Genomic DNA, 24,291 nt, shown 5'->3' with positions numbered 1-24,291 from the left:
ACCTCGCCGTTCGGAACCCCTCGCCCTCTGGGAGAGGGAGAGTCGGTTCCGGTCGGACAGGTTGCAGAACGAGCTCGCACCAAGCAGCGCATGTTGATCCGCACGAGAGGTTCGCGAAGGAGCCCGCACATGAAAAGACATCTGTTCACAGCAGCACTGCTCGGCATTTCGGTCGCTTTCGGCTGCACCAGCGCCGCAACGCGGAACCTGCAAAAGCAGTCCGCCGAGGCGATCGGCGTAGGCTGGGCGCCCAACCAGATCAAGGTGTCCGACGTGATCCGCAATGGCACCTCGCTCAGCTGGACCGCCGAGACCCCCAGCAGCAAGTACAGCTGCTCGTCCGACGACCCGTCCCGCGGCGTGGTCTGCACCAAGTAGCCAGAAGCAGCGTCGCCGGCACCGGGAGTCCTGGTTCCTGGACCCACCTTTGGAGAGCGCATGTTCGCCTTCGTCAAAAAACCGCAAAGTGCCGCACTCGCCTTCTTGATCGCCGGAGCCGTCTGGTTCGTGGTGGGGGCGCTCTACGGGATGGTTTCCGCGATCCACCTGGTCGCGCCGGAGTTCTTCTCCAACATCCCCTTCCTGGTGTTCGGTCGCGAGCGCCCCATCCACGTCAACACCATGCTCTACGGCTTCACCGGCACCATGCTGACCGGTTGCGGGCTCTACTACCTCCCGGCCCTCCTGCGCACCCGGCTCTACTCCGAGCCGCTGGGGTGGCTCAGCTTTCTGTTCTGGAACCTCACCGTGGCCAGCGGTCCGCTCGGGTTTTCCTTCGCCTACACCCAGGGGCGCGAGTACAACGAGTACATCTGGATCGCCGACATCTCCCTCATGCTCGCGGTGGTGCTCCTGATCTACAACCTGGTCATGACCATCGTGCAGCGCACCGAGCAGCAGCTCTACGTCTCGGTCTGGTACTTCGTCGCCGCCTTTCTCTGGACCGCCGGCAACTACCCGATCTCGAACGTGGTCTGGCACCCCTCGACCGGCGCGATGCCGGGGCTCATCGACTCGATCTTTCTCTGGTTCTGGGGGCACAACCTCCCGGGCCTCTTGATCACCCCCCTGGCGACCGGTGCCGCCTACTTCGTCATTCCGCGCATCACCAGGACGCCGCTCAATTCGCATACCCTGTCGCTGGCCGGCTTCTGGTTCCTGGTCGCCCTCTACACCCACATCGGCGGGCACCACGTGCTGCAGTCCCCGATCCCCAACTGGCTGAAGACGGTCTCGGTGGTGGATTCCATCGCCATGGTCGTCCCGGTCTCCATCGTGGTTTTGAACCTCTGGCTGACGGCGCGCCAGGAAGGGCAACGGGTCTGGGGAGATCCGGCGGGGCGGTTGGTCATGGGAGGGATCGTCTGGTACCTGATCACCTGCATCCAGGGCCCCTTGCAGTCGCTCCCCTACCTGCAGCGGGTGACCCACTTCAACAACTGGACCGTGGGGCACGCCCACATCGCCATGCTCGGTTTTGGGGGCTACATCGCGCTGGGGGCCATGTGGCACATCCTGCCGCTGGTGAGCGGGCGCGAGATCTACTCGCAGCGCCTGGTCAACCTGCAGTTCGGCCTGATCACCTTCGGGCTCACGGCGTTTTTCCTGGTGCTCACCACCGCAGGCCTCATCCAGGGGAGCGCCTGGCACAACGGCGAGACGGTCTACCGGGTGCTCCCCGAGATCGCGCCCTTTATGATCTCCCGCGCCGCCTCCGGGATCTTCATCCTGGGCGGCTCGCTCATCGGCCTGTACAACCTCTACCTGACCCTGCGCCAAGGACGTGAGCTGCAGCCGGTCGAGCTGCTGCGGGCGGAGGAAGCCTCATGAAGATGACCCCGGCCCTGCTCATCGTCGGTGCGCTCCTGGTCTTTTGGGCCTCCGCCTTCATCATCGTCGGAATCCCTTCGCTCACCATGAAAGAGACCCCCTCCGAGATCTGGCGGCCGCTGACCGCCGAGGAAGAGGCGGGGCACCGGCTCTACGTGCGTAACGGCTGCAGCTACTGCCATTCGCTCTACATCCGGATCAACGACTGGGACATCGGCGCCGAGCGGATCGCCAAGAGCGGCGATTACGTCGGTCAGGAACCGGCCATCTTGGGGAGCGAGCGCACCGGGCCGGACCTCTCCCAAGAAGGGGGGGAACACCCGGACGACTGGCACCTGGCGCACTTCGTCAACCCCCGCTTCACGAGCCCCATTTCGCTCATGCCGTCCTGGGAGTTCCTGGGCCCGGTGGAGATCCGGCAACTGACCGCCTACGTCCAGGCCCTGGGGCTCAAGGCGGCCGACGCACGCGTGGCGCGGCAGCGGTACTGGAAGACGCCGGCCGCCGCGGCCTATGCCTCCGGTCTCGACGCCAACGTGGAGTGGCTGCACAGCCAGGTGCCCGAGGTCTGGCGCCGCATGCCCAACCCCTACCCGGCAAGCGAGGCCTCACTGCAACGCGGCAAAAGGATCTACCAGGAGTTCTGCATCAACTGCCACGGGCCGGTCGGAGACGGCAAAGGGCCCGCGTTTCGCTACATGAACCCGCCGCCGCTCAATTTCACCACCCTGCGCCGGCACCTGGTGGAGAACCGCTACATCGGCGGGATCTTCTACTACCAGATCATGAACGGCATCACCGGTACCGGGATGCCCTACTTCAAGAAACACCTGGAATCGGAGAAGATCTGGGACCTCGCGAACTACCTGGGCGTGAGCTTCGTAGGGTACACGGACGCGAACATCGACCCGCGCGGCATCGATGCCTCCTACGAAGAGCCGTGGCAAAACCGCTACCCGCAACCGGGACAGGAAGGGGCGGGGACGGGGAAGTAGGGGGGGAGGCCAGCCACTGTCTGGTTTAGTCGGTGCACGCCAGGTGATAGAAACACGGAGAACCCCGTCCCTTTGGCCTTTCCTGAATGGCAGCGCCCTCACCCCTCCCCCTCCCGGAGGGCGAGGGAGAGTTGGTGGGAGGCGGGGAATGATGGTGAAAAGCCACCGCTTTAGCTGAAAAGTAGTGAGACGTGTGTCGGTATTGCGAGGATTTCGTGGAGGATCGGGTATGGACAGTCCTTGGGAAGGAACGACCTTTCTCTTCATGTGGCTTGGCTTTCTGGTGCTGATGCTCATCTGCATCGCCAGCTTTTTTCTCTGGGCCATCCGCCGCAACCAGTTCACCGACCAGGACCGCGCCCGCTACCTCCCCCTGATGAGCGGCATCCCCGCTGCGGATGATCCGCAAGAAGAGGCGTTAACCGGGAGATCAGGATCATGACCTTCAACCTGTACGTGCTGCAGAATCAGTGGATCGTCGCCACGCTCCTGACCGGGACCGCGCTCATGCTCCTGTTCTGCCTCACCTACTCCGCGATGTGGCGTCCGAAGGAAGAGGAGAAAAAGGCCGAGGGAATCCAGGTCAAAGGTGTCGGCTCCTTCCTGCGCGCCTTTATCGCCATAGTTCCCTGGACCATCATCCTGGTGTCGCTGGCCAGCGCCGCCTACACCATCACGTCCCTGGTCCTGCGCTCCCTGATGCCCCCCAACTGGTGAGGTGAACCGATGCCCGGATCGAAATGGTACGCCGAAGATCACGAAATGCCGGCTCCCTGGAGTTGGGTGGTCGTCCTGCTGTTCAGCGCCTCCATCATGGGTTTCGGCTGGCTCGTCTACTGCATCGTGCCCGACGTCGAGCGCCGGTGGGATTTCGGTCAGCTCCCCGATACGCCTGCCGAATCGATCTTCTCGACCGAGGAACCGCGGGTTCCGGCAGCCCCGCGTCGCCAATTGCCGCGGCTTCCCGAGGCGCAACCGCTGCCGGACAATCCGCAGCAATCCGGCGGGGGAGCAGCGCGATGAAAAAGCTTATCCCCCTGCTGCTGGTGCCCCCCCTCTTGGTCGCCGGGCTCATGTTCTTCGTGCTCTACGAGGGCCCCCGCATGCGCTCGCAACACCACATCCGGGAGTTCCAGATGAACCTGCCGAGCATCCCTGCCGGCACCCAGCCCGCTCTTCCGGTAGACCGGCTCCCCACCGCTGCGGAGGCGGCACGCCTCACGAACCCGCTGCCGGCAACCGCGGATAACCTGTCCCGCGCCCGGGTTTACTACACCTACTACTGCGTCTTCTGTCACGGCGATGCCGGTACCGGCGACGGCCCGGTCGGACAGAGCTACATCCCCCGCCCCGCAGACCTGCGCAGCACCCACACCGCCTCGTTGCGCGACGGCGAACTGCTGCGCGCCATGCTGACCGGCATCGGCCACGAGCCCGTGCTGCTGCGCGTGGTCCCGCCCGAACATCGCTGGTACCTGGCACTCCTGGTACGCTCCCTGACCCGACCATGACCGGCACATTGTCACAGCACCTCCTGACCGGTCTGGTCGGCGGCCTGGCCGGTTTCGCCCACTGTCTCGGCATGTGCGGTCCTTTCCTGCTGCGGCTCTCCGGGAGCGAACAGGACCGGAACTATCGACCACTCTGCTGGCTGGTGGGCAAGCTCTTCAGCTACCTGTTCCTCGGTGCCTCCGCCGGCTTCACCGGCTTTTCCCTGGTCGCCTTTCACCCCGAGCTTTCCCTATTGCAGCGCCTTTTGGGGTATCTGACCGGAGCCGCGTTCCTCGCTGCCGGCCTGCACCTGCTCGGCCTCAAGCCGGGCGCTGAGCCCCGCGGCGGATTGCTGTACGAGGTGCTCGGCAGCATCGCCGGGCGCTTTCTGGTCACCCCCGGCCCCACCGGCGCGCTGCTGCTTGGGGTCTGTTCCGGCTTGCTCCCCTGCCCCATCGTCCTCGCCTTCCTCGCCTATGCCCTGCATTCCGGCTCGGTGGCCGTCGGGATGGCGACTTTCGCGGGGCTGGGGCTCGGCACCTCGCTGCCGCTGGTCGTGCTGGGAAGCCTCGCCCAGGGTCCCGCCCTGCGCCGTCTGTGGCGCCCCAAGGCCGGCGCGGTCCTCTTGGTACTTTTGGGGATCGTGACGCTGCTGCGCGGCAGCGCCCTCTTTCATCACCTGTTCGGCTGTACCGCCCACCCCACGGCTCACACCCCGGCTGCTTCCGTATCGGACTGCTGCCAGAAGGATACCCATGCACCCAACAACTAGCACGCTTACCGCCACCTGCGCTCACTGCGGGCTGCCGGTTCCCTCCCGGCTCGCCCGCGGCGCTGCCGCTCTCTACTGCTGTTCGGCCTGCAGGCTGGTGGCCCGGATCATCGGCACCGAGCGCGGGGAGCAGAACGGGCACCTGCTGCGCCTGGGCCTCGGCTCGCTTCTGGCAATGAACGTCATGATGGTCTCGCTGCTGCTCTACACCGACAGCGTGGCGCCGCACCTGGTCCCCACCTTTCGCCTGATCCTGTTCTGCCTGGCTACGCCGGCGCTTGCGGTCCTGCTCCCCCCGTTCCTGGCGGGCGCCCAGCGGGAACTTGCCAGCCACAGGATGAGCCTCGATGCCCTCATCGCCCTCGGCTCCTTGAGCGCCTACGGCGTGAGCGCCTTCACTACCCTTAAGGGTTCCGGAGAGGTGTACTTCGACACCGCCACCATGCTCCCGGTCCTGGTGACCGCGGGCAAGCTCCTGGAATCCACCGCCAAGGCCAAGGCCTCGGATCTGCTCACCGGCATGCTTTCCCTGCTTCCCACCAGCGCCCTGCGGGTCTCCTGCTCCTCGGTTTGCGAAGTCTCCATCGCAGAACTCCAGCCCGGGGACCTGATCCGGATCCGGCCGGGTGAGCGGGTCGCGGTCGATGGCAGGATCATGGAAGGGATGAGCACCCTCGAAGAGGCGGCCTTTACCGGAGAATTCCTGCCGCGGGTCTGCCGCCCCGGCGATTCGGTCATCGCCGGCACGGTGAACGGCATCGGAACGCTGCTGGTACAGGCGGAGCGGACCGGCGACGATCTCTTGCTGCGCGGCATCGTCTCCCTGATCCAGGAGGCCTGGTCACAGCCCAGCCGGGCACAACGGCTGGCCGAACGCAGCGCCGGCTGGTTCACCCCCGTCATCCTGGGTATCGCCTTCGCCACGTTTTTCGGATGGCATCTCGCCGGATACTCTTCCCGCGGCCTGCTGAGTGCCCTTTCGGTGCTGGTGGTCGCCTGCCCCTGCACCGTGGGGATCGCCACCCCGCTCGCCACCGCGCTTGCCATGGCCCGCGCCGCGCGAGCCGGCATCGTGGTGCGCGGCGGGGCGGTCCTCGAGCGGCTTGCCGCGGTGAACCTGTTTTTCTTCGACAAAACGGGGACGCTGACGACCGGCCAGCCGGTGCTGCGCGAGGTGCGGGTCCTTTCCGGAGAGGTTGACGAGGGGGAAATCCTGGCGAGGGTAGCGGGGTTGGAGACGGCAAGCGAACACCTATTGGCCCGGGCCCTGGTGCGGGAGGCGCGGGGGCGTCAGCTTCCCCCCGCTGTCGCAAGCTTCGTCGAGGTCGTGCCGGGCTGCGGCTTGAGCGGTCTCACCACCTATCAGCAGATCGTGAAGCAGGTCACCGTCGGGAGTCCCGGTTTTCTCGTTCCTGGTGCCGAAGTGGCCGGCGACGCTTCGCTCCCCGACGCGGCCAGCGTCGTCGACGTTGCTTTCGATGCGCTTCTCGTGGCACGCCTGGTTTTGCAGGATGCCCTGCGACCCGAGGCGGTCGCCTGCCTGGCCGGCCTGCAAACCCTCGGCATCCCCGTCGCGCTCCTTTCCGGGGACCGGGCCCCCGCTGCCACGGCGGCAGCTGCCGAACTCGGGATTTCCCGCGTCGAGGCGCCCTGCACCCCGCATCAAAAGATCGCCGCGCTCGCTAAGGAAGCGGCTTCCGGGCGGGTAGTCGCCATGGTGGGTGACGGCATCAACGACGCACCTGCCTTGGCGGCCGCGGATGTCGGCATCGCCTTCGGCTCGGGGACCGATCTCGCCCGCCTGGCCGGGAAGGTTGTCATGCTCTCCGACCGCCTCGATCAGGTACCCTGGCTGGTTCACCTGAGCCGGGCCACCGGCCGCATCGTTCGGCAAAACCTTGGCTGGAGCTTCCTGTACAATACCCTGGCCGTCGCTGCCGCCGTCGCCGGTGCGCTGCACCCGCTGCTCGCCGCAGTCGCCATGGTGCTTTCCAGCCTCACCGTACTCGGCAACTCGCTGCGGATCAGCCGGTTTCCCGACCGGGTGGACCAGACCGCCACGGTGCAGCCCCAGCTGGTTTCCCCCGCACAACCCCTGGTATCCCCTGCTTCGTAGAGTTGACTCGTCTTCCGCAACGGTAGCATAATCAGTGGTCACTACTGTTGGGAGGAACGACGCGTGAGACCACTAGCTCTTGGATTTCTGATCCTTTTTATCTCGGGCTGCGCCGCCAAGGACTGGCGCACGGCGAGTCGGGAGCCCGCCGGTATCGCACCGGACCCCAAGGTAACCCGCGAGGCGGTGTTGCAGGTGTACGGCGCTCCCACCTGGGGCTGGCGCGGCTGGTTCGCCATCCATACCTGGGTGGCGGCCAAACATACCGGTGAATCAAACTATACGGTGTACGAGGTGATCGGCTGGAGGTTGTATAGCGGACTTTCGCTGGTGCGGATCGAGAAGGATGCCCCCGATCGCTACTGGTTTGGCGAGAAGCCGCGGCTTTTGGTCGAACACCGCGGCGCAGATGTGGATGACATGATTGATGCGGTCGACAAGGCCGCCCGCTCCTACCCCTGGCCCGAAACCTACAAGGCCTTCCCAGGCCCCAACAGCAATACCTTTACCGCCTGCATCGCCAGGCAGGTACCGCAGCTTAAGCTTTCCCTCCCCTTCTCGGCCATAGGCAGCGGTTATCGCCCTTAGCAGAGAGCCGGTGAGGCAGATACCGCTTACCGGCCCGAGGTGGTTTTGTTCAACCCTTTGATGAGCAGCTGCCTTTCGCTCTCGGTCAGCCGCGCAGTCGGGTGTATCATGCGGTAAGGGAGCGGCGGCATCTCCCCGCCGGTGATCTCCCCACGGATCTTGTCGGCACGCTCAGCCTCGCGCGCCCCGTTTCGCCAATCCGAGAAGTTCAACTCATCGCGCCCCCGATCGACATCCCACTGGATCAACCAGGATATCGGTGCGAACATCGAGTAGCGCGGGCGCACCGTCTCGTGGCTATGACAATCGAAGCAGGCCCGCTTGGCAAGTGCCCGCGTCTCCGCGCTGTCCCAGATCGGCTCGTTGATCACCGGCGGATTTACCAGATTCTTGCCGTAGGGGACCATCTGGATCAGGAAAAGGAGCGCGATAGCTGGCAGTACCAGCACCAAGACGTTGTTGGCCGTTTTCGACATCCCTACCACCTCCCTGGTAACCACGAAGATTAGTGAGTCAAGCTACATTACTTCATTAGAATTAAATCCAAGCTAATATACACTCAATTGCTGCGATGTCAAAGAAGGGTGTGCGATTGTGGCAAGTAACCTTCCCTCCAATCAATACCCGTAAGAGGCAACGAAAAAGGCCCCGATGATCCGGGGCCCGTACTGTTGGGTAGGGTTGTACCAAGTGGGCGCCAGCGGCACTATCCCGTGTTGTCGATGACCCCCTTGTTGATATCGCCGATCTTGCGAACCAGGCGGTACACGCCGCCACCCTCGGAGCCCCCATTCGAGGACTCCTTTGCGCAACTGGCTGGTTGGCCTCCCTTACATCCAGGCAACCGCCGCACCTTTTATGTTCTTCATCAGCCAGTCTGCGCCCTGTTTTTCGACAAATTCGTACTTTTCGCCCCCGACGGCACCCATGTATTCCGCGCAAGGAGGACAGACGCCGAAGGTCGCCCCCTTCTCCTTGAGTTTCTTCAGCAATTCCTCGGCATTGCCGAACTTTTTGAAGATCGGCGACTCGATGCGGGCAGCCTTGGTCTTGTTGGCCAGATCGGCGCCGTCCAGGGTCATCCAGACATGTACGGAGCCAAAGCCCTTTTCCAGGGCGGTCAAGGCGCAGAGCAGGCCCAGGATGGCCCGGTTGGGATCGCTGCCGCCGTGGGTGATGGCGACGACATAGCGGTCGGCCTTCTCATCCGCTGCAAATGCCTGCCCTCCCGCCATGGAAACCATCCCCGCGGCTCCAAGCCCCAGTCCGATCCCCTTCAAGAACTCTTGCCGACTCATCCCCTTGTCGTTACCGATCGCGTCATCCATGTGTCCCCTCCTGAAAAAAGGAATAGTAAAGAATGGAAAAGGTACCTTATGACCTTGGGAAAAACAAATTTAAAAGATTGATATAAAGGGTCACACGTATCGGTGTTGCCGATATTCTAGTTCGTAGTGATGCGGAGCTTACCGTCCGCAGGCTCTTCCTTATGAAAAGAACGGACCGTCGCCCGGGCCCAGGTGGAGAATATCGTACACGCCGCACACGGAGCGGCAGCTACCTATAACGCACTCTAATTACCTGATCATCCGTAGCGAGGGACACTCTATCGAAACCACTTAGTCATCTTCGCCAGGCGTTCACTGTAAACTTTACCGACACCGGAGAACGTTACTGTAAAAGATGCCGACACTTTGAGATGGACGGCAATCCGGGTCGCGTATTTCTAAGAAATGAACCGACCCAAACTCCCGTCTCTGCTTGGCCCCAGTCTCAGTTAACTACCTGAATGTATGAGAAGAGGATACGGTAAGGGATTTAGTAGTTTCGCAGTGTACCCTGTTGGCTTTCTTCTTGCTCCTTAAGAATGACACATGGTGTCACAATACGCCGGCACACTAGAATCGAGGTTACAAATGAAAGGTCTACTTAAGAAAACTGCTCTGGCTACCGTATTGGCCTGCTCATTGGGAGCGGTGGAAGCATACGCCGTCCCGGGTCTCGGGGTAGGAACGGATGCGGGTTACGTTAACGCAAAAGACGCCTATCAGACCTACTGGGGACCTTCCTACTCCAGCAGTACAGTAAAGGACGGCTTCATCATCGGGGCGAGCGGCTCGCAATTGCATGTCTGGAGCCAGTATGCCAACGCCGACATCTACGTCCTTACCACAGCGGACGTTAAGGCGGGGAACAACATCACCTTCAACGGCTCCATCTTCGAGTATGCCGACACCGGCACCTTTGCCTCGTACTCCCCCACACCGTATTACGGTCTCGATCTTGGCAAGGTGGGAGCAGGCTGGTCAGCCCTTACCGCGCCTCCTTTTAACCCGGGAGGCTTCTACTCAATGGACGTTACCGTGAACTACACCGGTGACATCGGCGACAACCAGTGGATTTTCGCCGCAGCCGACAACAATGGCGTCGCGGGTCTGCAGGCGAAGGGCGGGTCCTTCTATACTGACGACAACGGCCTTGAGGGAATTCAGGAGCAAGACACCACCATCTGGATGGATACCAACAGCATCGCGGGTATCCAGAAAAAGGACGGCAAAGTCAAGATCAACGGCAACTGGGTCACCTATCTTGCCGACACCAAGACCATCTACGACGCCGATACCTTTACCCAGTACCAGGGCGACCCGTTCTCTCCGAAAACCACTGCCGCCAATGGTTTTACCCCGGTTCCCGAGCCGGGCACCCTGCTCCTGCTCGGCGGCGGCTTTGCCGGGCTGGCAGTCCTCTCCAAACGGCGTAAAAACCGGTAACGGGTCACCACGCCCAGCGGGCACAGGGCAAACAGGATAATCGAAAAGCGGCGGTGCTTGCACCCGCCGCTTTTTATTTTGGGGCTCTCTGATGGCGCCCAGGGTTTCGATCGCAGCGGCAGAAAGGCCCTGCAGGCACCGGATCGACCTACCGTGCCTAGGTTCAGCTCGGGTAATAAAAAAAGGACCTACGAAATGATCGTAGGTCCTTTTTTCTGATGGCGCGCCCGGAGCGATTCGAACGCCCGGCCCCAAGATTCGTAGTTTCAAGTCCTTTACCCCACCCCTCCCAATTATCCCCTATGGTACCTTATTTCACTACATTTTTAGGCCTATGAAACCACTCCAGCTCTTTACTTGTTTTTTGATATGTGTTACCCATATGTTACCCATACGCCTCACGACGGAGAGCACATGAGCAAGATCAAGCTTACTAAGTCCGCAGTAGACAAACTCACTCCACCTATTTCAGGTCGTGCAGATTTTTTTGACTCCGAACTCAGTGGGTTTGGTTGCAGGGTCAGTCACTCCTCGAAAGTTTATTTCGTGATGAAGCGGGTCAGCGGGAAACTTTTGAGAGTGACTCTCGGCAAGCACGGGGTTCTGACGCCAGAACAGGCTCGCAAGCAAGCAATCGAAGCTTTGGCTAAGATGAACAACGGAATAGACATCGCCAAGGAGAAGGCAAAGGCAAGGGATCGCGGCATGCGAGTTATTGATGTGCTGGATAGCTACTTCATTGCCCGCACAAGTCTAAAGCCAAGCACGGTTGAAAATTACAAACGCCTGTTTCGCCTCTACCTCTCGGACTGGATGAAGACTCCTATCGCCGAAATTACAAAGGACATGGTGGCACGACGGCATCTAAAAATTGCGCAGGATTCTGGCGAAGCTGCTGCAAACAATACTATGCGAACCTTTCGCGCCATATACAACCATGCCAACGAGATCATGGATGATTCCCTACCGGTAAACCCAGTCAAGCGGCTTTCCAATACCCGACAGTGGTTTACGGTTAGCCGCCGCCAGACCCTCGTCGAGGAATCCGATCTCGCTGCATGGTATTATGCGGTAGGAACACTTGAGAATCTGACTATTCGTGACTATCTGCATCTTCTATTGTTTACTGGTGCCCGCAGAAGAGAGATCGCCTGCCTTCGCTGGGATGACGTTGACATGGAGAATCGTAAATTTGTTCTTCTGAGAACCAAAAACGGGAACCCTCTTTACCTTCCTATGAGCGACCATATTGCCGAAATCTTCCGAAAACGAGCTGAAGTTAGGGAGAATGATTTTGTTTTCCCTGGCACGGGAAAAACTGGCCATCTAATCGAACCAAGAAGGCAGATGTCCAAAGTGACCGAACTGACAGGCATCAAGTTCACGGTCCATGATATGCGCCGAACCTATGCAAGTGCTATTGATGGCATTGTTGGGTACTACGAGTTGAAACGCTTACTGAACCACTCCGTCAAATCCGATGATGTCACGGCAGGATATGTTATCAAACAGTTAGAAAAGCTGCGCCCCCTGATGCAGCGTGTGACCGATCATATAGTTGCTCTTTGTGAACCATCAACTGCGGCCGTATAGTCCTAATTTTTACAAAATTGTCTGGCGCCTAAGCACGACTTCCGGAAATAACGTGTACAATGAAATTTTTAGCTGATATATTCTTGTTCATCCGAACACTGGCGGTTCGGTGGCAGTTAACCCTCTGAAATACTACCATTTTCTACATAGAGCATCCCAATGACAACACTCCACAGCATTCATATTCAAGGATTCAAATCAATTCGTGACCAGCGCCTTGAATTTGGGCAGTTGAATGTTTTTATCGGTGGAAACGGAGCTGGGAAATCAAACCTGATTAGCGTATTTCAGTTTTTAAACCAATTGGTTCGCAAGAACTTACGCACCTATACTGGTACAGCTGGTGGCGCAAGCTCAATACTTCATTTTGGTAGAAAGACAACTGATGTACTTTCCTTAGAGATAGACTTTCGTAATGGCAAAGACGCCAATATCTATCAATTTGAACTTATACCTACCGATGAAGATAGGTTTATATTTAAGCGTGAAGAGACTTTATACTGGGATACTTCTAAGTACCTTCGTCCATATATTGACAACACTTGGGTTGGCCATGATGAAACTAAAATCGGTGACGCTAAAAGTTATGTTGTAAGATATGTCAGGGAGAGATTGGACAGTTACCGTATCTACCATTTCCACGATACAAGTCCTTCTGCAGGAGTAAAGCAAAACGGTGATGTTTCCGATAACCGCACATTAAAACCTAACGCTGAAAATTTAGCTGCTTTCCTTTTCAAACTTAAACAGCGCGAACCGGACTACTTTGAAAATATTGAAGATACCATCCGACAGGTTGCTCCTTTCTTTTCACGATTTCACCTTGTTCCCTCCGCCCTAAACGAAGAAAAGATACGGCTTGAATGGGAAGAAGTCGGCAGTGAAGCAGTTTTCGGCCCTGCCGCACTTTCCGATGGGACGTTGCGGTTTATGTGCTTAGCGACGCTGTTGCTTCAACCAACGTTGCCATCGTTGATTCTCATAGACGAACCTGAATTAGGGCTGCACCCTGCAGCAATTCAGATACTTTCCAGCCTACTACTCCACGCCTCTACGCGCACTCAACTTATTGTTGGTACCCAGTCAGTAACTCTCATAAACCAGTTGCAGCCTGAGGACGTTTGGATAGTTGATCGGGAAGATAACCAAAGTGTTTTCCGGCCCCTTAAATCCCAGAACATGTCGGCGTGGATTGAAGAATACAGCCTTGGCGAACTTTGGGAAAAGAACCTTCTGGGAGGTCGTCCCTAATGAAGAGGGTGCTGGTTCTTGTAGAGGGACAGACTGAGGAGAGATTTGTTAAAGACGTGCTGGGACCTTACTTTGCTTCAAAAAATCTATTTCTCTTTCCAACAGTGGCGAAGACGAAGCGAGTAAAATGTGGTGCTGATTTCAAGGGGGGAATCACGGGCTTTAGTAATGTCGCTAAAGACTTAAAGCAACTCATCAAAGATCAAAACGCTTTCGTTACCACTTTCATTGACTATTACGGCCTGCCTAGTGATTTCCCAGGGATGAATAGCCTGCCAAATGGCTCCCCTCTTATAAAGGTATGCCATGTCGAAACAGCACTCGCCCAGTTTATAAATTGTCCTCGTTTTAAACCATTTATTATGCTGCATGAATTTGAAGCCCTCCTATACACCAATCCCTCTGAATTGTGCAGAGCCTTGCATGCCGACCACAAGATTCTGGCAACGTTCATGGGTATTTGCAATGCCTATCAGAATCCGGAGGAGATCAATAACTCACCCTCAACAGCACCATCGAAACGCATTCTTAATCTGGTGCCCGGATATCAGAAAACCCTGCATGGCCCTACGATAACGAGAAGGATAGGCTTAGATACCCTGCGCCAAAATTGTCCTCATTTCGATGATTGGCTTGTCTGGCTAGAGAGCCTCTAAGACTAGTTGCATGTGCAGAAATACAAGAAGCCCGGCCTCTATGAGAGGCCGGGCTTCTTGTATAATTAAGCAAATTGCGAAGTACTGCACCTTTTTTGGCCGTCAATCCAGGCCAAGACATCTTCTATCCGATACCTTACGCTTTTGCCTATCTTGTGGTAGACCGGTCCGCCACCTCGTAGGCGGATTTGCTCCACCCACGACTCCGTCATACCCAACATTTCGGCAACATCCCGTTGCCTCATCATCCGAAACGGCACTACGCTGCCCACGGGTTCACGCCTCCCCGCCGCTCCAGCTTCCGCTTTCCGTTATCGTACATGAGAAGAATGACCCATGGTCCGCAGTTATCCACCAGCTCGGCAAACGTAGCCGCGTTTTGGAAAAACGACACAAGTCTACTCTCTTGCGAGACGCCTTCACGGCTGTCGGCCACCAGTTGCAACTTCTCAACGCTTGCAATGAACGATTTCCACCACCCGGAAACTGGCCACCTGGACCGGTTGCCATCTTTGCTCTTTTCGCGGAAGGACAGACGGCTATTCAGTATGCCACGGGCTACGGTGCCGATCTCCTTGGTCAGCACCAGCTTCATGGCGGCATTTGCTCTGCTGCCTTTCAGCTCCAGTTCGACCCGAACCCAGTGCTGATCGACCCTCTGCTCCAGAGCTTTGTCATAGATGCGGATGAAGACCTCACTCTTCCGTGAACCGAAGTACGCACCCCTGCCCGTCAGCATCCCTGTCGTTCTCTCCCGCTCATTGTATTCCCGGACCTTCTTGAAGTTCGCCGTCACCAACCCGCCAGTGATTGCTTCTCCGATGACCTCCATGTCGAGCAGCCCATGGAAGTCGTCTATTGCCAGATCGCACCGTGTGAAATGCCCGTCGATGGCGAAGACGTGTTCAACGATGTCACGGAGACACCGCTGGTACCTATGGCAAGCTGCGCCCTTCAGCGTAATGTTGTGCCCCATGCCGGAACTCCCACCATCTGTCAAAACGTCGATGTTGCCGTACTCGTACCGCTTCCGGTATCCGCTCCGTCCGGACGAAGCCTCGATAAACTTCGTAAACGGAATGCCGAAGAGGTGCTCGACCTCACACTCCAGATACGCATCGTCTGGTAGTGTGAACGACATGTAGTCGATGTGTCCTGTAGTGCTGACCCCCGTAATACCTCTACTCCTGTGCCGCATGTTCCTCCTTGGTTGTATGTGTCTTCATTCGATATTCGCCCCCCATGGCGTCGTTGGCATTTCTGCCAGGCTAAGGTTAGCTGCAGATACAAAAATACCCTGCTGGAATCCGGATTCTACAGAACGGTCAGGCAAGGCATTGTTGTTGCGATAAAGTTGAGATCATGACGCTTACACCATGCGGATCCCTCCTCGGGGTAGATTTGTAGAGTGAAGAGGACGCAAAAAAGGCCCTGGTTGCCACCACGGCCTCGTTGCGACTCTCAATTTGACTGGAATCATACTACGGAACTTTGATTTTGTCAAGAAAAAAATTCAGATTCGGCACGATTTATGCTAACTCGCCGACAATGCATAAAGCCGTGACATCCGACGCCTGCAGTCGGAGACATGGACCGGTTCTCTTGCAGCCCACGCTGCACTCAGCAGAGTCAGTCTCTTTTTGTCTTCCAAGTTCATTTGCTATTGGTATATAACTTTCGAAATGACCTGCGGGCGGGTGGGAATGGGGGTTACGGCGAAGGAGGCGAAGGTCCATTTCAGACCCCGCCCCCACCCGCTGAATACAACATGTGAAAACGCATTATCACTAGACGGAGGCATCCTTAACCCCTGTAGAAGCTACGGTAAAGTTACCCATATGTTACCCAGAAACAAATTAAGGGGTTACGTCAATGACGTAACCCCTTAATTTTTATGGCGCGCCCGGAGCGATTCGAACGCCCGGCCCCAAGATTCGTAGTCTTGTGCTCTATCCAGCTGAGCTACGGGCGCAAACTTTGTACTGCGTGAAACCTCGAAGGTGACCTCTTAAGGCTTCCCTCGTTTTTGATGGCGCGCTCGGAGAGATTCGAACTCCCGACCTACGGATTCGTAGTCCGTTGCTCTATCCAGCTGAGCTACGAGCGCAAGCTGTATCATTTTGCCGGTTCGTAATCGACCAGCGTGAAACCAAACTGCGGGTGCTGAAAGGCGTGGGTCGTCGGGTACAGCGTGAACAGCCACCCTTTGAAGATTTCCTTCTTCCCCTCGCTAATCACCAGCTGGGCAGCCGGATTTTTCAGCTCGTTGGAAATAGAGGTGAGCGTGGTGCCTTCCATTACGAAGTTGGGGAGGAAGTTGACCACGGTAAGGGTGATGTCCGAATCGGGCAGCTTGAAATCCTTGCCCAGCTCCAGTTCGTACACCTTCTGCCGGTTGGCGTTCTTGTCGGCGACCGCTATCTTGACCGCCTTCCACTTCCCCTTCACGCTGTCCGGTACGACCACCGAGGAGGCACGTGCCGGCTGTTGCTGCGTTGTTACCTTTGACGACGTCTTTTCTTTTTCGTTACACCCTGCGATAGCAACCGTAGCGACCAAAGATAAAACCAGCAGTTTCATCAATCGCGTCAAAAAGACCTCCACAGCTGCCCTGCCCTTGCACCGATGGTTCCTGGTGCAAAAAGTGGCGGAGAGTGAGGGATTCGAACCCTCGATACCGGTTTTAGCCAGTATACTCGCTTAGCAGGCGAGCGCCTTCGACCTACTCGGCCAACTCTCCGTTTTCCCTACCGTACTGCGGTACTGCGTGCTGCAAAACGTTCTAAATGGCGGAGGAAGTAGGATTCGAACCCACGGAACTTTCGTTCAACGGTTTTCAAGACCGCCGCCTTCAACCACTCGGCCATTCCTCCAATCGTCAGCTGATCCTCTCGAGCCCACCCATATACGGTCTGAGCGCCTCGGGAATGAGCACCGAACCATCGGCTTGCTGGTAGTTCTCCAGCACCGCCACCACGGTTCTCCCGACTGCGAGACCTGAGCCGTTCAGCGTGTGCACAAATTCCGGCTTTGCCTTTTCTTCCTGCCTGAAGCGGATTCCCGCTCTACGGGCCTGGAAGTCTTCAAAGTTGCTGCACGAGGAGATCTCGCGATAGCAGTGCTGCCCCGGCAACCAGACCTCGATATCGAAGGTTTTGGCGGCCGAAAAGCCGATGTCGCCGGTGCAAAGCTCAACCACTCGATAGGGGATTTTGAGCCGGCGCAGCACCTCCTCGGCGTTGCCGAGCAGCTGCTGGAGCTGGTTGTAGGAGTCCGCAGGGTGTGCGAACTTGACCAACTCGACCTTGTTGAACTGGTGCTGCCTGATAAGGCCGCGGGTATCCTTGCCGTAGGAACCGGCTTCCTTGCGGAAGCAGGGGGTGTAGGCACAGTAGTTGATCGGCAGGTCCGATCCCTTCAGTATCTCACCACGGTGGATGTTGGTAACCGGTACTTCAGCCGTAGGGATGAGAAAAAAATCGACCCCCTCCATGTGGAAGAGATCTTCCTCGAACTTCGGCAACTGACCGGTCCCGGTCATGCTTTCCCTGTTTACCATAAAGGGAGGAAGCATTTCAATATAATTGTGCTCGTCGGTGTGCAGGTCGAGCATGAAGTTAATGAGGGCCCGCTCCAGCTTTGCGCCGGCACCACGGTACAGGGTAAAACGCGCTCCGGTGATCTTCGCGCCGCGCTCGAAATCGAGGATATTCAGGCTCTCGCCGATCTCCCAGTGCGGTTTGGCCTCGAAGCCAAGCGCTGCCGGCTCGCCCCAGGTGCGCACCACGACGTTGTCTGCTTCCGACTTACCGACCGGTGTGGTCTCGTTCGGGATGTTGGGGACGGTCAGGAGGAAGGTCTGCAGCTCCTCTTCCACCACCTTGAGCGACTCGTCGATCCCCTTGATCTTCTGGGAGACCTCGCGCATCTCGGCCATGCGCTCCTGGCCCTGGCTTTTGTCTTTGAGACGACCGATTTCCTCAGTCACCTTGTTGCGCAGTGCTTTGAGGGTCTCGCTCTGCAGCAAGAGCTCGCGTCGCCGCCCGTCCAATTCCTTGAACAGGGCAATGTCGACCCCTTCGCCCCTGGTTTTCAGCCGCGCTTCTACACTCTCCAGATTTTCCCGTAGGTATCTCGCGTCAAGCATGGGTAGCGCCTTTACATTCGATTTACCAAAGTTAAACTTTCTAGCATTCCCTTGTTCGTTAGTCAATCCTTTTTCTGAGGCAAGTTGCTGCGTCAGCCCAAAATCTCAGCCAGTGGGGTACTTGCGCATGCCCAGACTCTTCATTGCCATCGACATTCCGCACGCTATCAAGGAGGACCTCAGCCAGTTGACGGGGGAAGTTCCCGGCGCGCGCTGGGTTCCGCCGGATCAGAACCATCTCACCCTGCGCTTTATCGGCGACGTCGATCCACCGGTATCCGCCGCGCTGAAGAAGGTGCTCGCCAGCCTTAGCTTCCTACCTTTTCCGCTGGAACTGCGCGGCGTCGGGCACTTTCCGCCCGGTCGGCGCCCACCCCGGGTACTCTGGGTCGGCATCGTCGAGACCCCGCAGCTGTTCCAGTTGCAACTAAACGTCGAGCTGGCAGTACAGGAGGCCGGAATACCCCCCGAAGAGCGTCCCTTCTCAGCCCACCTAACCCTCGCCCGCCTCAAAGAGTCCCACGGCAGCGCCGTCTCGCGCTTCGAGCAGCAGCACCGCGAACTCTCCTACCCGCCCTTCCAGGTGGCGCAGGTCATCCTCTTTTCCAGCGTCCTGACACCACAGGGGGCCATTCATCGCAAGGAACTTGTCGTTCCCGCAGCAGCTCCCTGATCTTCTCCCGGTTGTGCCAGGACCTTCGCGTTGGAAAGAGCCGCGGAGGAAACCGCCAGCTCGAGGTGGGGCCTTCAGCTGTGAGAGTGCTTCGGCGGGGCCGGACTCCCCGCCTCGGCGACAGCTTTACTGCTAGAAGAGTTTGAGGACCGACTGTGCCGCCTGGGCCGACATCGAGAGCGAGGTGGTACCCAGCTGCTGACGGGTCTGCAGCATCAGCATGTTGGCACCTTCCTGGTTCATGTCCGCCAGCGTCAGGTTGTCCGCAGCGGTCTGCAGGGTGTTGATCATGTTGTCGGTGAAGCCCTGGCGGGTGGTGATGATGTTCAGGTTGGCAGCCAGGGTCTGGCTGTTGGTTCTCAGCGCGGTGATCGCCGAGTCCATCTTCGCGGCGTCGGTCGTGATGGACGAGGTCGCCTGCCAGTTACCGCTCGCGGAGGTGAGGCTCAGGCCCGAGGAGTTGCCCAGGAAGCCGATGACGTTCAGCGAGGACGAGGCGTTCTCGTTGAAGTTCACCGTCAGGGTGTTGCTGGAACTCAAGAGATTCAACCCCTTGTAGCTGGCGTCGGAAGACATCTGGTCGATCTGGGTGCGGATGGTGTCGTACTGGGCGGCGAGTTTCGACTGGACGTTGGTGTCCGAGGTCGACAGCGCGGACTGCGCGACACCTTTGGCAGCCTGGATCAGACCGGTGATGGCGGTAATGCCCGCGTTGGTCGCCGAGACGGTTTGCACGGCCTCGGACATGCCGTCCTTGCGGCTGGCGAAATCCGTGGCGCGTTGCGTCGCGGCCTGCGAGGCAAAATAGTTGGTCGGGTTATCCAGGGCACTGTTCACCTGCTTCCCCGAGGAGAGCCTCTGCTGGGTCCTGTTCAGCAGGCTCGTGGTGTTCTGCAGGCTGAGGAGGTTGGTCCTCATCCCCGCGGTCAATGAAATATCACTGGTTCCCATACTGATCTCCTGTTCTAAGAAGGTTCGGCATTCTTGCCGGTCGGTTTGGCGGCCGGAGGGGATTTCGCACACCACATGCCGACGAATCGGGACGCGGAGGAGCCAACTGGGGTAAAGAGCGGTTTTTTTCTGCAGGAAAGAGGATTGGGGGGTGAGGTCCGGGAGTTCCCGGCGGCATGGCAAGGGACGTGGGTATGGCAGTAAGAGTACGTGAGGTCAATGACTTGCGCTGCAGATCCCGCTTCGTGGCGGATCAGAGGCACGGCGGATAGCGACGGGTTACCGGCCCGTCTCAGTTGGACAATTATAATGTCGGTTCCGGGGAAAAGGAGGACTGCGCCGTGGGAGGAAAGGCTCTCTGGGCCGGTTGTTCGCGGACGCGAGGAGGCCCGACGTCAGAGTTTTGACGTGAGTGCAGCTCCAGGAGTCAAAACGCCGCAGCCCGGGTTACTCACCCCTCCTGCGGCGCCAGAGCTCTGGGGCGCCGGGAATCAGGACCAGCCGTTGGACCCGAGGTGCAGCTTGCCGGCCACATCGGCAAAGCCGTTGCCGAGCACCAGACGCAACAGGCAGGAAACCGCCACGGCTCCCGCAAAAACGACGGCGAGCACCACCAGTAACGATAGACCACGGAAGGTTTTCCATACCACGCTGATAGCTTTCATAATGCCCGCCCTTTCTGCCCTCTCGGCTGTTCTGGACCGATCCGAACCTCGCTGTACCCCGCCCTGCTACGGTACCAGTCCTATCGGCAGTCGGCGGCGATTCTGAAGTGATTTTCTCGACCGATTGTGCAGGTGCCAGCCGCGCCGCGCAACAAAAAAGCCCGCGCATCCGGGTGGATGGCGGGCTTTTCGCCTGATGTTCTGTGCGGTTACCTCGGTGGAGGCCGAAGACTCACTCCACTACCTGCTGCTTCTGGAGCCGCTTGTAATAGAAGTTCTGGCCGTAGAGCACCGCGATCGGGTTGTGGCCGGTTACCCGGTCCTTGACCACCAGCGTGGTTACCGGTGCCTTGGAGTGCTTGTTGAACAGCATGTCGTGCCCGACGCACAGCCCGAGGATCACGTTCATGTCGGTCCCAAGCGAGTTGCAGATCTCCGCCTGGGCGATCGGGTTGCAGGCCGGTTCGAAGGTCCCCGGACGTACCTTGTCCTCTTCCTTGAGCCCGAGCTCCAGCTTGTCGATACTCCCCGCCTTGCAGCAGACGCTCAAGGGGGTGAACCCCTGCGCCCGCAGGATGGCACTCAGCCGCTCGCACTCGTCCAGAAGCCCGATGCAGGTCGCGATGCCGATCTTTTGGTACCCCATGAGCTTCGCGAAGGCGATGGTGTCTTCCACCCGGGTCCAGCGCGCGTTCACCGCGTCGCTTCCCGGCATGCGCTGGTAGCAGAGCCCTTCCACGCGGGCAGCCACGAAGGCGATGCGGGCGTCCTCCCCCTCTCCCTTCATGAGCGCCATCGCCTCATCGACCGTGGCTGCGTGGCTCGTGCTCGGACAGTTGCCGGGCTTGGGGGGCGCCTGTGCGGGATCGCCGCTCCAGCAGTTGGTGGTGCCGCTTTTCTGGATCACGGCACTGCAGCGCGAACAGGAAACTTCGGGGTTCTCCTCTCCCATGAGACCTCCTTGGTCAGCCCTTTTCTTCCGGCACCTCTTGCGCGAGCACGAAGGGCGAGACGATCAGGCAGTTAAAGATTTTCATCGCTTGGGCATCCCAGCTCTTCATCTGCTCGGCACTCGGTTTCCCCACCAGGCCGGTGGCGATCCAGCGCTCGAGAAGCTTCACGTCGTCGCCCGCGACCGCGACAGCCACTTCGGCGAGATCCAGCATGCGATCCACCAGGATCACCCCGCCGCGCTCCAGGTGCGCGCGCAGGCTGAACCAGTCGGTGACATCGATCTTGGCGGCCAGTTCCTGCCGCGACGTTGGGTGTTCGCTCACTCCATCCTCCCTGCGTTCATGCTATTCAAAGGTTTTGCGAAACTCGGTGAGCAACTGGCGCAGCTCCTCGACCTCCTGGCGCAGTGTGGCCACCTCTTCCTCGAGTTTCTCCAGCTGTCCTGCGTCGGCGCTCTTGCCGCGCGCACCCGCCTCGGCGGCAGCCTCGAGGGCAGCCAGGTCCGGCTCGCCGGCGAAAAGCTGGCAGAAGCGGGACTCCTTGCGACCGGGCTGGCGCGGCAACCTTGTCACGAAGGCGGGGGTCCGGTTCGTGAGCTCTTCCAGGGTCGCCTCCACCTCGGCCAGGTCGGCAAAGGGGTGCATCCGCTCGCAACGGGTCCTCAGCTCCCCCACGGTCTGCGGCCCGCGCACCAAGAGCTCGCAGATGATGGCGAGCTCGGCGGGGGACAGGCGGAACTTCTCCACCAGGGCGTGTCGATATTTCGACACCCGGCCGCCGGCCCCGGAGAGGAGCGCGTACTGCTTGAACCGGAGCGCATCGAGGGCCTGAACCACCTCGGCTTCGGACAAACCGGTCACCGGGTCGCGGTTCGACTTCTGGTTGCAGGCATTGACCAGCGCGTTGAGCGAGAGTGGATAGTACTCCGGGGTGGTGAGCTCTTTCTCGATGAGCGAACCGAGCACCCGGACCTCCGTGGGGTTGAGAACGACGTCCATGAAGCCCCTCCGTTGACATTAATTTGGATTCGACCCTGGCCCCGCACTAACCGGCCTTGAACGGTCTCCCCCACCGACCTCTTCTCCCTCAGATCAGCCCCATCCGCACCCCGAGTCCCAGGAAAATGGACCCGGCGACCCGGTTCACCCGGCGTCCGGAGTTCTCGTTCCTGGTGAAGTACCCGGAAAGCCGGGAGCTCCCCAGCACCAGGATCCCCTCCCAGACCAGCGAGAAGAGCACCAGGATCACCCCCAGGAGCAGGAAGGTAAGGAACTTGTTGGGTGCCTTGTGGTCGATGAACTGCGGCAGAAAGGCGAGAAAGAACAGTGCGACCTTCGGGTTCAGCAGGTCGACCAGGATCCCCTGGAAGAAGATCCGGCAACCGCTGGCTGGCGCCGCCGGCTCATTTTCGGTCGAAAGCGGGCCGCTTTTATCAAAGAAGGTCTTCACGCCCAGGTAGATGAGGTAGCCGGCACCGGCGTACTTCACGGCGCTGAAGGCGTGAGCCGAGGCGGAAAGGACGGCGGAGAGCCCCAGCGCCGCCGCGAAGGTGTGCACCAGCGCGCCGGTGCACAGTCCCCAGGAGGAGAGCAGGCCGGCACGGCGCCCCTGCGCGATGCTGCGGGTTACGAGATAGATGGTATCCGGCCCGGGCATGACGTTGAGCGCCACGCAGGAAACCAGAAACAGCGGGAGATTGACGATTCCTTCCATTAGAGTAGTTCCTTAAAAAAAGGCGCTCACGTGGTTGCGCCTGCTTGGCTAGAGCGTCTCGCGGGAGGCAAAAAAGCGCGGTCAGCTCATCGGTGCTTGTTCAGGGTACTTCTTGTTGCCGTTACCTTACTTCCTTCTGCTGTTGACCAGGTAGATGCCGCTTAACACCAGGAGGCCACCCACTGTCTGGGACCATCCCAGAGTCTCCCCCAGAATCGGGATAGAGAGGAGCGCCGTCACCACGGCCTGGCCCAGCAGCGAGACCGAGACCGCCGAGGCCTTCAGGTGCCCGAGCGCGTAGTTGATGGCAAGCCAGCCGACCAGGTGCGAGAGAAGCGCAAGGCCGGTGAGGGCCCACCAGGTCCTGGCGCTGAAGCCGGTAAGCGGCAGGCCGAGGCCGAGGTTCACCACCCACAGCAGTGCCGCACCGGCAACTACCGACACGGTCATGAAGGTGAGGGTATCGTTGGCCACGCGCGCCTTCTGCGTGGTCAGCAGGTAGGCCGCGTAGAACATGCTGGCGCCGATGCTCAGGAGGTCGCCCTGGTTGAACTGCAGCTGCCGGATTCCCGCGGCGCCGACGATGAGGGTCATGCCGGCAAGCGAGAGGGCGAGGCCGAGCCAGAAGCGCGGTGCCAGGCGCTCGCGGAAGAAGAACAGCGCGCCGAGGCCAACCCAGATCGGCGCGTTGTTGGCCAACAGCGTCGCGGTCGCCGCCGAGGTGAGCAGCAACCCCGAGTTCCAGAAGACCAGGTCCGCGGCGAAGAGCGCGCCGCCGGCTGACATGAGCCCCAGGTCCCGGCGCGCCGGCAGCGGCTTGCGGGCCACCACCCAGGCTACCAGGAGCGGAGGTGCTGCGAGCGCCAACCGGTAGAACGCGGAGACGGTGCCGGGAAGCGCGGCAATTTTTACGAACAACGCCGAACACCCTATGCAGAGGATGCCGCAGACCAGCGCGGCGTAGGCGAGGCGGGTCTGTTTCATATCGGATTCCGCCTTTCGTCGAGGCAACCCGATCAAGGTACCTGATTCGCTGCAGTCGATCAATGCAAAACCGGCTCGGGCGGCCCCACGGCGCAGCAGCATCGAGGCACAACCTCTTGCAATGGCTGGTGAAACCTCGCC

Annotated in this window: 28 protein-coding genes and 4 tRNA genes; 15 read left to right on the top strand and 17 right to left on the bottom strand. The window is 59.3% G+C overall.

Annotation, left to right across the window (positions count from 1 at the left end; translation table 11 throughout):
- The first annotated feature begins 129 nt into the window (after positions 1 to 129).
- The 10 genes from H7688_RS06150 (at position 130) to H7688_RS06105 (ending at position 7,792) form a co-directional block, all read left to right on the top strand.
- Positions 130 to 378, top strand: coding sequence for a hypothetical protein (locus H7688_RS06150; protein WP_183360178.1), 249 nt, complete (start codon positions 130 to 132; stop codon positions 376 to 378).
- Positions 379 to 438: 60 nt separating this feature from the next.
- Complete coding sequence (locus tag H7688_RS06145; RefSeq protein WP_183360177.1) at positions 439 to 1,830, top strand: cbb3-type cytochrome c oxidase subunit I; 1,392 nt, start codon at positions 439 to 441, stop codon at positions 1,828 to 1,830.
- Complete coding sequence (locus H7688_RS06140; protein WP_183360176.1) at positions 1,827 to 2,825, top strand: cbb3-type cytochrome c oxidase subunit II; 999 nt, start codon at positions 1,827 to 1,829, stop codon at positions 2,823 to 2,825. Before H7688_RS06145 ends, H7688_RS06140 begins: the two co-directional genes overlap by 4 nt.
- Positions 2,826 to 3,054: 229 nt before the next feature.
- Positions 3,055 to 3,267 carry a cbb3-type cytochrome oxidase assembly protein CcoS gene (gene ccoS / locus H7688_RS06135; protein WP_183360175.1) on the top strand — a complete coding sequence of 71 codons (213 nt, stop codon included), beginning with the start codon at positions 3,055 to 3,057 and terminating at the stop codon, positions 3,265 to 3,267.
- Positions 3,264 to 3,542, top strand: coding sequence for a hypothetical protein (locus H7688_RS06130; RefSeq protein ID WP_183360174.1), 279 nt, complete (start codon positions 3,264 to 3,266; stop codon positions 3,540 to 3,542). The genes ccoS and H7688_RS06130 overlap by 4 nt, the downstream gene beginning before the upstream one ends.
- 9 nt (positions 3,543 to 3,551) lie before the next feature.
- A complete protein-coding gene (locus H7688_RS06125) occupies positions 3,552 to 3,848 on the top strand; it encodes a hypothetical protein (RefSeq protein ID WP_183360173.1) in 297 nt (98 codons plus the stop codon).
- Entirely contained in the window at positions 3,845 to 4,336 is a 492-nt protein-coding gene (locus tag H7688_RS06120) for a c-type cytochrome (RefSeq protein WP_183360172.1), read from the top strand. The genes H7688_RS06125 and H7688_RS06120 overlap by 4 nt, the downstream gene beginning before the upstream one ends.
- The gene (locus H7688_RS06115) at positions 4,333 to 5,088 is read left to right on the top strand and encodes a sulfite exporter TauE/SafE family protein (protein WP_183360171.1); all 756 of its coding nucleotides are present in this window, start codon (positions 4,333 to 4,335) and stop codon (positions 5,086 to 5,088) included. The genes H7688_RS06120 and H7688_RS06115 overlap by 4 nt, the downstream gene beginning before the upstream one ends.
- Entirely contained in the window at positions 5,072 to 7,204 is a 2,133-nt protein-coding gene (locus H7688_RS06110) for a heavy metal translocating P-type ATPase (protein WP_183360170.1), read from the top strand. The genes H7688_RS06115 and H7688_RS06110 overlap by 17 nt, the downstream gene beginning before the upstream one ends.
- 63 nt (positions 7,205 to 7,267) lie before the next feature.
- On the top strand, positions 7,268 to 7,792 hold the full coding sequence (locus H7688_RS06105; protein ID WP_246329724.1) for a DUF3750 domain-containing protein: 525 nt from the start codon (positions 7,268 to 7,270) through the stop codon (positions 7,790 to 7,792).
- Positions 7,793 to 7,818: 26 nt separating this feature from the next.
- On the opposite strand, the gene H7688_RS06100 is transcribed toward H7688_RS06105, so the two are convergent.
- Together H7688_RS06100 and H7688_RS06095 are read right to left on the bottom strand one after the other, a co-directional pair.
- A complete protein-coding gene (locus H7688_RS06100; RefSeq protein WP_183360169.1) occupies positions 7,819 to 8,268 on the bottom strand; it encodes a heme-binding domain-containing protein in 450 nt (149 codons plus the stop codon).
- 354 nt (positions 8,269 to 8,622) lie between these two features.
- A complete protein-coding gene (locus tag H7688_RS06095) occupies positions 8,623 to 9,120 on the bottom strand; it encodes a DsrE family protein (protein WP_183360168.1) in 498 nt (165 codons plus the stop codon).
- A 588-nt stretch (positions 9,121 to 9,708) separates the two neighbouring features.
- Between H7688_RS06095 and H7688_RS22610 the strand changes: the two genes are divergently transcribed.
- The 4 genes from H7688_RS22610 (at position 9,709) to H7688_RS06075 (ending at position 14,063) form a co-directional block, all read left to right on the top strand.
- Positions 9,709 to 10,563: a PEP-CTERM sorting domain-containing protein gene (locus tag H7688_RS22610; protein ID WP_246329723.1), complete on the top strand. Its 855-nt coding sequence runs from the start codon at positions 9,709 to 9,711 to the stop codon at positions 10,561 to 10,563.
- 414 nt (positions 10,564 to 10,977) lie between these two features.
- Positions 10,978 to 12,156 (top strand): tyrosine-type recombinase/integrase, encoded by a 1,179-nt coding sequence (locus tag H7688_RS06085; protein WP_183360167.1) that lies wholly within the window; start codon positions 10,978 to 10,980, stop codon positions 12,154 to 12,156.
- A 159-nt stretch (positions 12,157 to 12,315) separates the two neighbouring features.
- Positions 12,316 to 13,407: an AAA family ATPase gene (locus H7688_RS06080; RefSeq protein WP_183360166.1), complete on the top strand. Its 1,092-nt coding sequence runs from the start codon at positions 12,316 to 12,318 to the stop codon at positions 13,405 to 13,407.
- A complete protein-coding gene (locus H7688_RS06075; RefSeq protein ID WP_183360165.1) occupies positions 13,407 to 14,063 on the top strand; it encodes a DUF4276 family protein in 657 nt (218 codons plus the stop codon). Before H7688_RS06080 ends, H7688_RS06075 begins: the two co-directional genes overlap by 1 nt.
- A 65-nt stretch (positions 14,064 to 14,128) precedes the next feature.
- Here H7688_RS06075 and H7688_RS22895 read toward each other — a convergent pair whose 3' ends face one another.
- The 8 genes from H7688_RS22895 to serS all read right to left on the bottom strand — a co-directional run bounded on the left by H7688_RS22895 (position 14,129) and on the right by serS (position 18,210).
- Complete coding sequence (locus H7688_RS22895; protein WP_371873162.1) at positions 14,129 to 14,308, bottom strand: helix-turn-helix transcriptional regulator; 180 nt, start codon at positions 14,306 to 14,308, stop codon at positions 14,129 to 14,131.
- A gap of 14 nt (positions 14,309 to 14,322) precedes the next feature.
- Complete coding sequence (locus tag H7688_RS06065; RefSeq protein ID WP_183360164.1) at positions 14,323 to 15,204, bottom strand: replication initiation factor domain-containing protein; 882 nt, start codon at positions 15,202 to 15,204, stop codon at positions 14,323 to 14,325.
- Positions 15,205 to 15,958: 754 nt separating this feature from the next.
- Positions 15,959 to 16,035: transfer RNA gene (locus tag H7688_RS06060), tRNA-Arg, on the bottom strand.
- A gap of 58 nt (positions 16,036 to 16,093) precedes the next feature.
- Positions 16,094 to 16,170: transfer RNA gene (locus H7688_RS06055), tRNA-Arg, on the bottom strand.
- A gap of 8 nt (positions 16,171 to 16,178) precedes the next feature.
- Positions 16,179 to 16,529 (bottom strand): DUF2155 domain-containing protein, encoded by a 351-nt coding sequence (locus tag H7688_RS06050; protein WP_246329722.1) that lies wholly within the window; start codon positions 16,527 to 16,529, stop codon positions 16,179 to 16,181.
- A gap of 179 nt (positions 16,530 to 16,708) precedes the next feature.
- Positions 16,709 to 16,803 (bottom strand) — tRNA-Ser (locus tag H7688_RS06045).
- A gap of 47 nt (positions 16,804 to 16,850) precedes the next feature.
- A tRNA-Ser gene (locus H7688_RS06040) sits at positions 16,851 to 16,936 on the bottom strand.
- A 5-nt stretch (positions 16,937 to 16,941) separates the two neighbouring features.
- Entirely contained in the window at positions 16,942 to 18,210 is a 1,269-nt protein-coding gene (gene serS, locus H7688_RS06035) for a serine--tRNA ligase (RefSeq protein WP_183360162.1), read from the bottom strand.
- A gap of 127 nt (positions 18,211 to 18,337) precedes the next feature.
- Between serS and thpR the strand changes: the two genes are divergently transcribed.
- Entirely contained in the window at positions 18,338 to 18,883 is a 546-nt protein-coding gene (thpR, locus tag H7688_RS06030) for an RNA 2',3'-cyclic phosphodiesterase (protein ID WP_183360161.1), read from the top strand.
- Positions 18,884 to 19,015: 132 nt separating this feature from the next.
- Here thpR and H7688_RS06025 read toward each other — a convergent pair whose 3' ends face one another.
- The 7 genes from H7688_RS06025 to H7688_RS05995 all read right to left on the bottom strand — a co-directional run bounded on the left by H7688_RS06025 (position 19,016) and on the right by H7688_RS05995 (position 24,150).
- On the bottom strand, positions 19,016 to 19,834 hold the full coding sequence (locus tag H7688_RS06025; RefSeq protein WP_183360160.1) for a flagellin N-terminal helical domain-containing protein: 819 nt from the start codon (positions 19,832 to 19,834) through the stop codon (positions 19,016 to 19,018).
- A gap of 491 nt (positions 19,835 to 20,325) precedes the next feature.
- Positions 20,326 to 20,499 (bottom strand): hypothetical protein, encoded by a 174-nt coding sequence (locus H7688_RS06020; protein WP_183360159.1) that lies wholly within the window; start codon positions 20,497 to 20,499, stop codon positions 20,326 to 20,328.
- 232 nt (positions 20,500 to 20,731) lie between these two features.
- Positions 20,732 to 21,451, bottom strand: a complete 720-nt coding sequence (locus H7688_RS06015; RefSeq protein ID WP_183360158.1) for a DUF1847 domain-containing protein — start codon at positions 21,449 to 21,451, stop codon at positions 20,732 to 20,734.
- A gap of 13 nt (positions 21,452 to 21,464) precedes the next feature.
- A complete protein-coding gene (locus H7688_RS06010) occupies positions 21,465 to 21,776 on the bottom strand; it encodes a DUF2288 domain-containing protein (protein ID WP_183360157.1) in 312 nt (103 codons plus the stop codon).
- A 21-nt stretch (positions 21,777 to 21,797) separates the two neighbouring features.
- Positions 21,798 to 22,451, bottom strand: a complete 654-nt coding sequence (locus tag H7688_RS06005; protein WP_183360156.1) for a YceH family protein — start codon at positions 22,449 to 22,451, stop codon at positions 21,798 to 21,800.
- A gap of 88 nt (positions 22,452 to 22,539) precedes the next feature.
- Positions 22,540 to 23,166, bottom strand: coding sequence for a LysE family translocator (locus H7688_RS06000; protein WP_183360155.1), 627 nt, complete (start codon positions 23,164 to 23,166; stop codon positions 22,540 to 22,542).
- 126 nt (positions 23,167 to 23,292) lie between these two features.
- A complete protein-coding gene (locus H7688_RS05995) occupies positions 23,293 to 24,150 on the bottom strand; it encodes a DMT family transporter (protein ID WP_183360154.1) in 858 nt (285 codons plus the stop codon).
- Positions 24,151 to 24,291: the final 141 nt, after the last annotated feature.

Origin of the sequence: Geomonas limicola (assembly GCF_014193675.1) — a bacterium.
GTDB lineage: Bacteria > Desulfobacterota > Desulfuromonadia > Geobacterales > Geobacteraceae > Geomonas > Geomonas limicola.
Note: the sequence above shows the minus strand (reverse complement) of the source record. Positions and strands in the feature narration are given on the sequence as shown.

Excerpts from the sequence above, each read along its gene's own strand:
- H7688_RS06080 (WP_183360166.1), top strand. The coding sequence starts at position 12,316 with ATGACAACACTCCACAGCATTCATATTCAAGGATTCAAATCAATTCGT.
- H7688_RS06020 (WP_183360159.1), bottom strand. The coding sequence starts at position 20,499 with ATGAAAGCTATCAGCGTGGTATGGAAAACCTTCCGTGGTCTATCGTTA.
- H7688_RS06115 (WP_183360171.1), top strand. The coding sequence starts at position 4,333 with ATGACCGGCACATTGTCACAGCACCTCCTGACCGGTCTGGTCGGCGGC.
- H7688_RS06120 (WP_183360172.1), top strand. The coding sequence starts at position 3,845 with ATGAAAAAGCTTATCCCCCTGCTGCTGGTGCCCCCCCTCTTGGTCGCC.
- H7688_RS06000 (WP_183360155.1), bottom strand. The coding sequence starts at position 23,166 with ATGGAAGGAATCGTCAATCTCCCGCTGTTTCTGGTTTCCTGCGTGGCG.
- H7688_RS06025 (WP_183360160.1), bottom strand. The coding sequence starts at position 19,834 with ATGGGAACCAGTGATATTTCATTGACCGCGGGGATGAGGACCAACCTC.
- serS (WP_183360162.1), bottom strand. The coding sequence starts at position 18,210 with ATGCTTGACGCGAGATACCTACGGGAAAATCTGGAGAGTGTAGAAGCG.
- thpR (WP_183360161.1), top strand. The coding sequence starts at position 18,338 with ATGCCCAGACTCTTCATTGCCATCGACATTCCGCACGCTATCAAGGAG.
- H7688_RS06085 (WP_183360167.1), top strand. The coding sequence starts at position 10,978 with ATGAGCAAGATCAAGCTTACTAAGTCCGCAGTAGACAAACTCACTCCA.
- H7688_RS06140 (WP_183360176.1), top strand. The coding sequence starts at position 1,827 with ATGAAGATGACCCCGGCCCTGCTCATCGTCGGTGCGCTCCTGGTCTTT.
- H7688_RS06110 (WP_183360170.1), top strand. The coding sequence starts at position 5,072 with ATGCACCCAACAACTAGCACGCTTACCGCCACCTGCGCTCACTGCGGG.
- H7688_RS06130 (WP_183360174.1), top strand. The coding sequence starts at position 3,264 with ATGACCTTCAACCTGTACGTGCTGCAGAATCAGTGGATCGTCGCCACG.
- H7688_RS06005 (WP_183360156.1), bottom strand. The coding sequence starts at position 22,451 with ATGGACGTCGTTCTCAACCCCACGGAGGTCCGGGTGCTCGGTTCGCTC.
- H7688_RS06145 (WP_183360177.1), top strand. The coding sequence starts at position 439 with ATGTTCGCCTTCGTCAAAAAACCGCAAAGTGCCGCACTCGCCTTCTTG.
- H7688_RS06125 (WP_183360173.1), top strand. The coding sequence starts at position 3,552 with ATGCCCGGATCGAAATGGTACGCCGAAGATCACGAAATGCCGGCTCCC.
- H7688_RS22610 (WP_246329723.1), top strand. The coding sequence starts at position 9,709 with ATGAAAGGTCTACTTAAGAAAACTGCTCTGGCTACCGTATTGGCCTGC.
- H7688_RS06150 (WP_183360178.1), top strand. The coding sequence starts at position 130 with ATGAAAAGACATCTGTTCACAGCAGCACTGCTCGGCATTTCGGTCGCT.
- H7688_RS06095 (WP_183360168.1), bottom strand. The coding sequence starts at position 9,120 with ATGGATGACGCGATCGGTAACGACAAGGGGATGAGTCGGCAAGAGTTC.
- H7688_RS06065 (WP_183360164.1), bottom strand. The coding sequence starts at position 15,204 with ATGTCGTTCACACTACCAGACGATGCGTATCTGGAGTGTGAGGTCGAG.
- H7688_RS22895 (WP_371873162.1), bottom strand. The coding sequence starts at position 14,308 with ATGAGGCAACGGGATGTTGCCGAAATGTTGGGTATGACGGAGTCGTGG.
- H7688_RS06100 (WP_183360169.1), bottom strand. The coding sequence starts at position 8,268 with ATGTCGAAAACGGCCAACAACGTCTTGGTGCTGGTACTGCCAGCTATC.
- H7688_RS05995 (WP_183360154.1), bottom strand. The coding sequence starts at position 24,150 with ATGAAACAGACCCGCCTCGCCTACGCCGCGCTGGTCTGCGGCATCCTC.
- H7688_RS06075 (WP_183360165.1), top strand. The coding sequence starts at position 13,407 with ATGAAGAGGGTGCTGGTTCTTGTAGAGGGACAGACTGAGGAGAGATTT.
- ccoS (WP_183360175.1), top strand. The coding sequence starts at position 3,055 with ATGGACAGTCCTTGGGAAGGAACGACCTTTCTCTTCATGTGGCTTGGC.
- H7688_RS06015 (WP_183360158.1), bottom strand. The coding sequence starts at position 21,451 with ATGGGAGAGGAGAACCCCGAAGTTTCCTGTTCGCGCTGCAGTGCCGTG.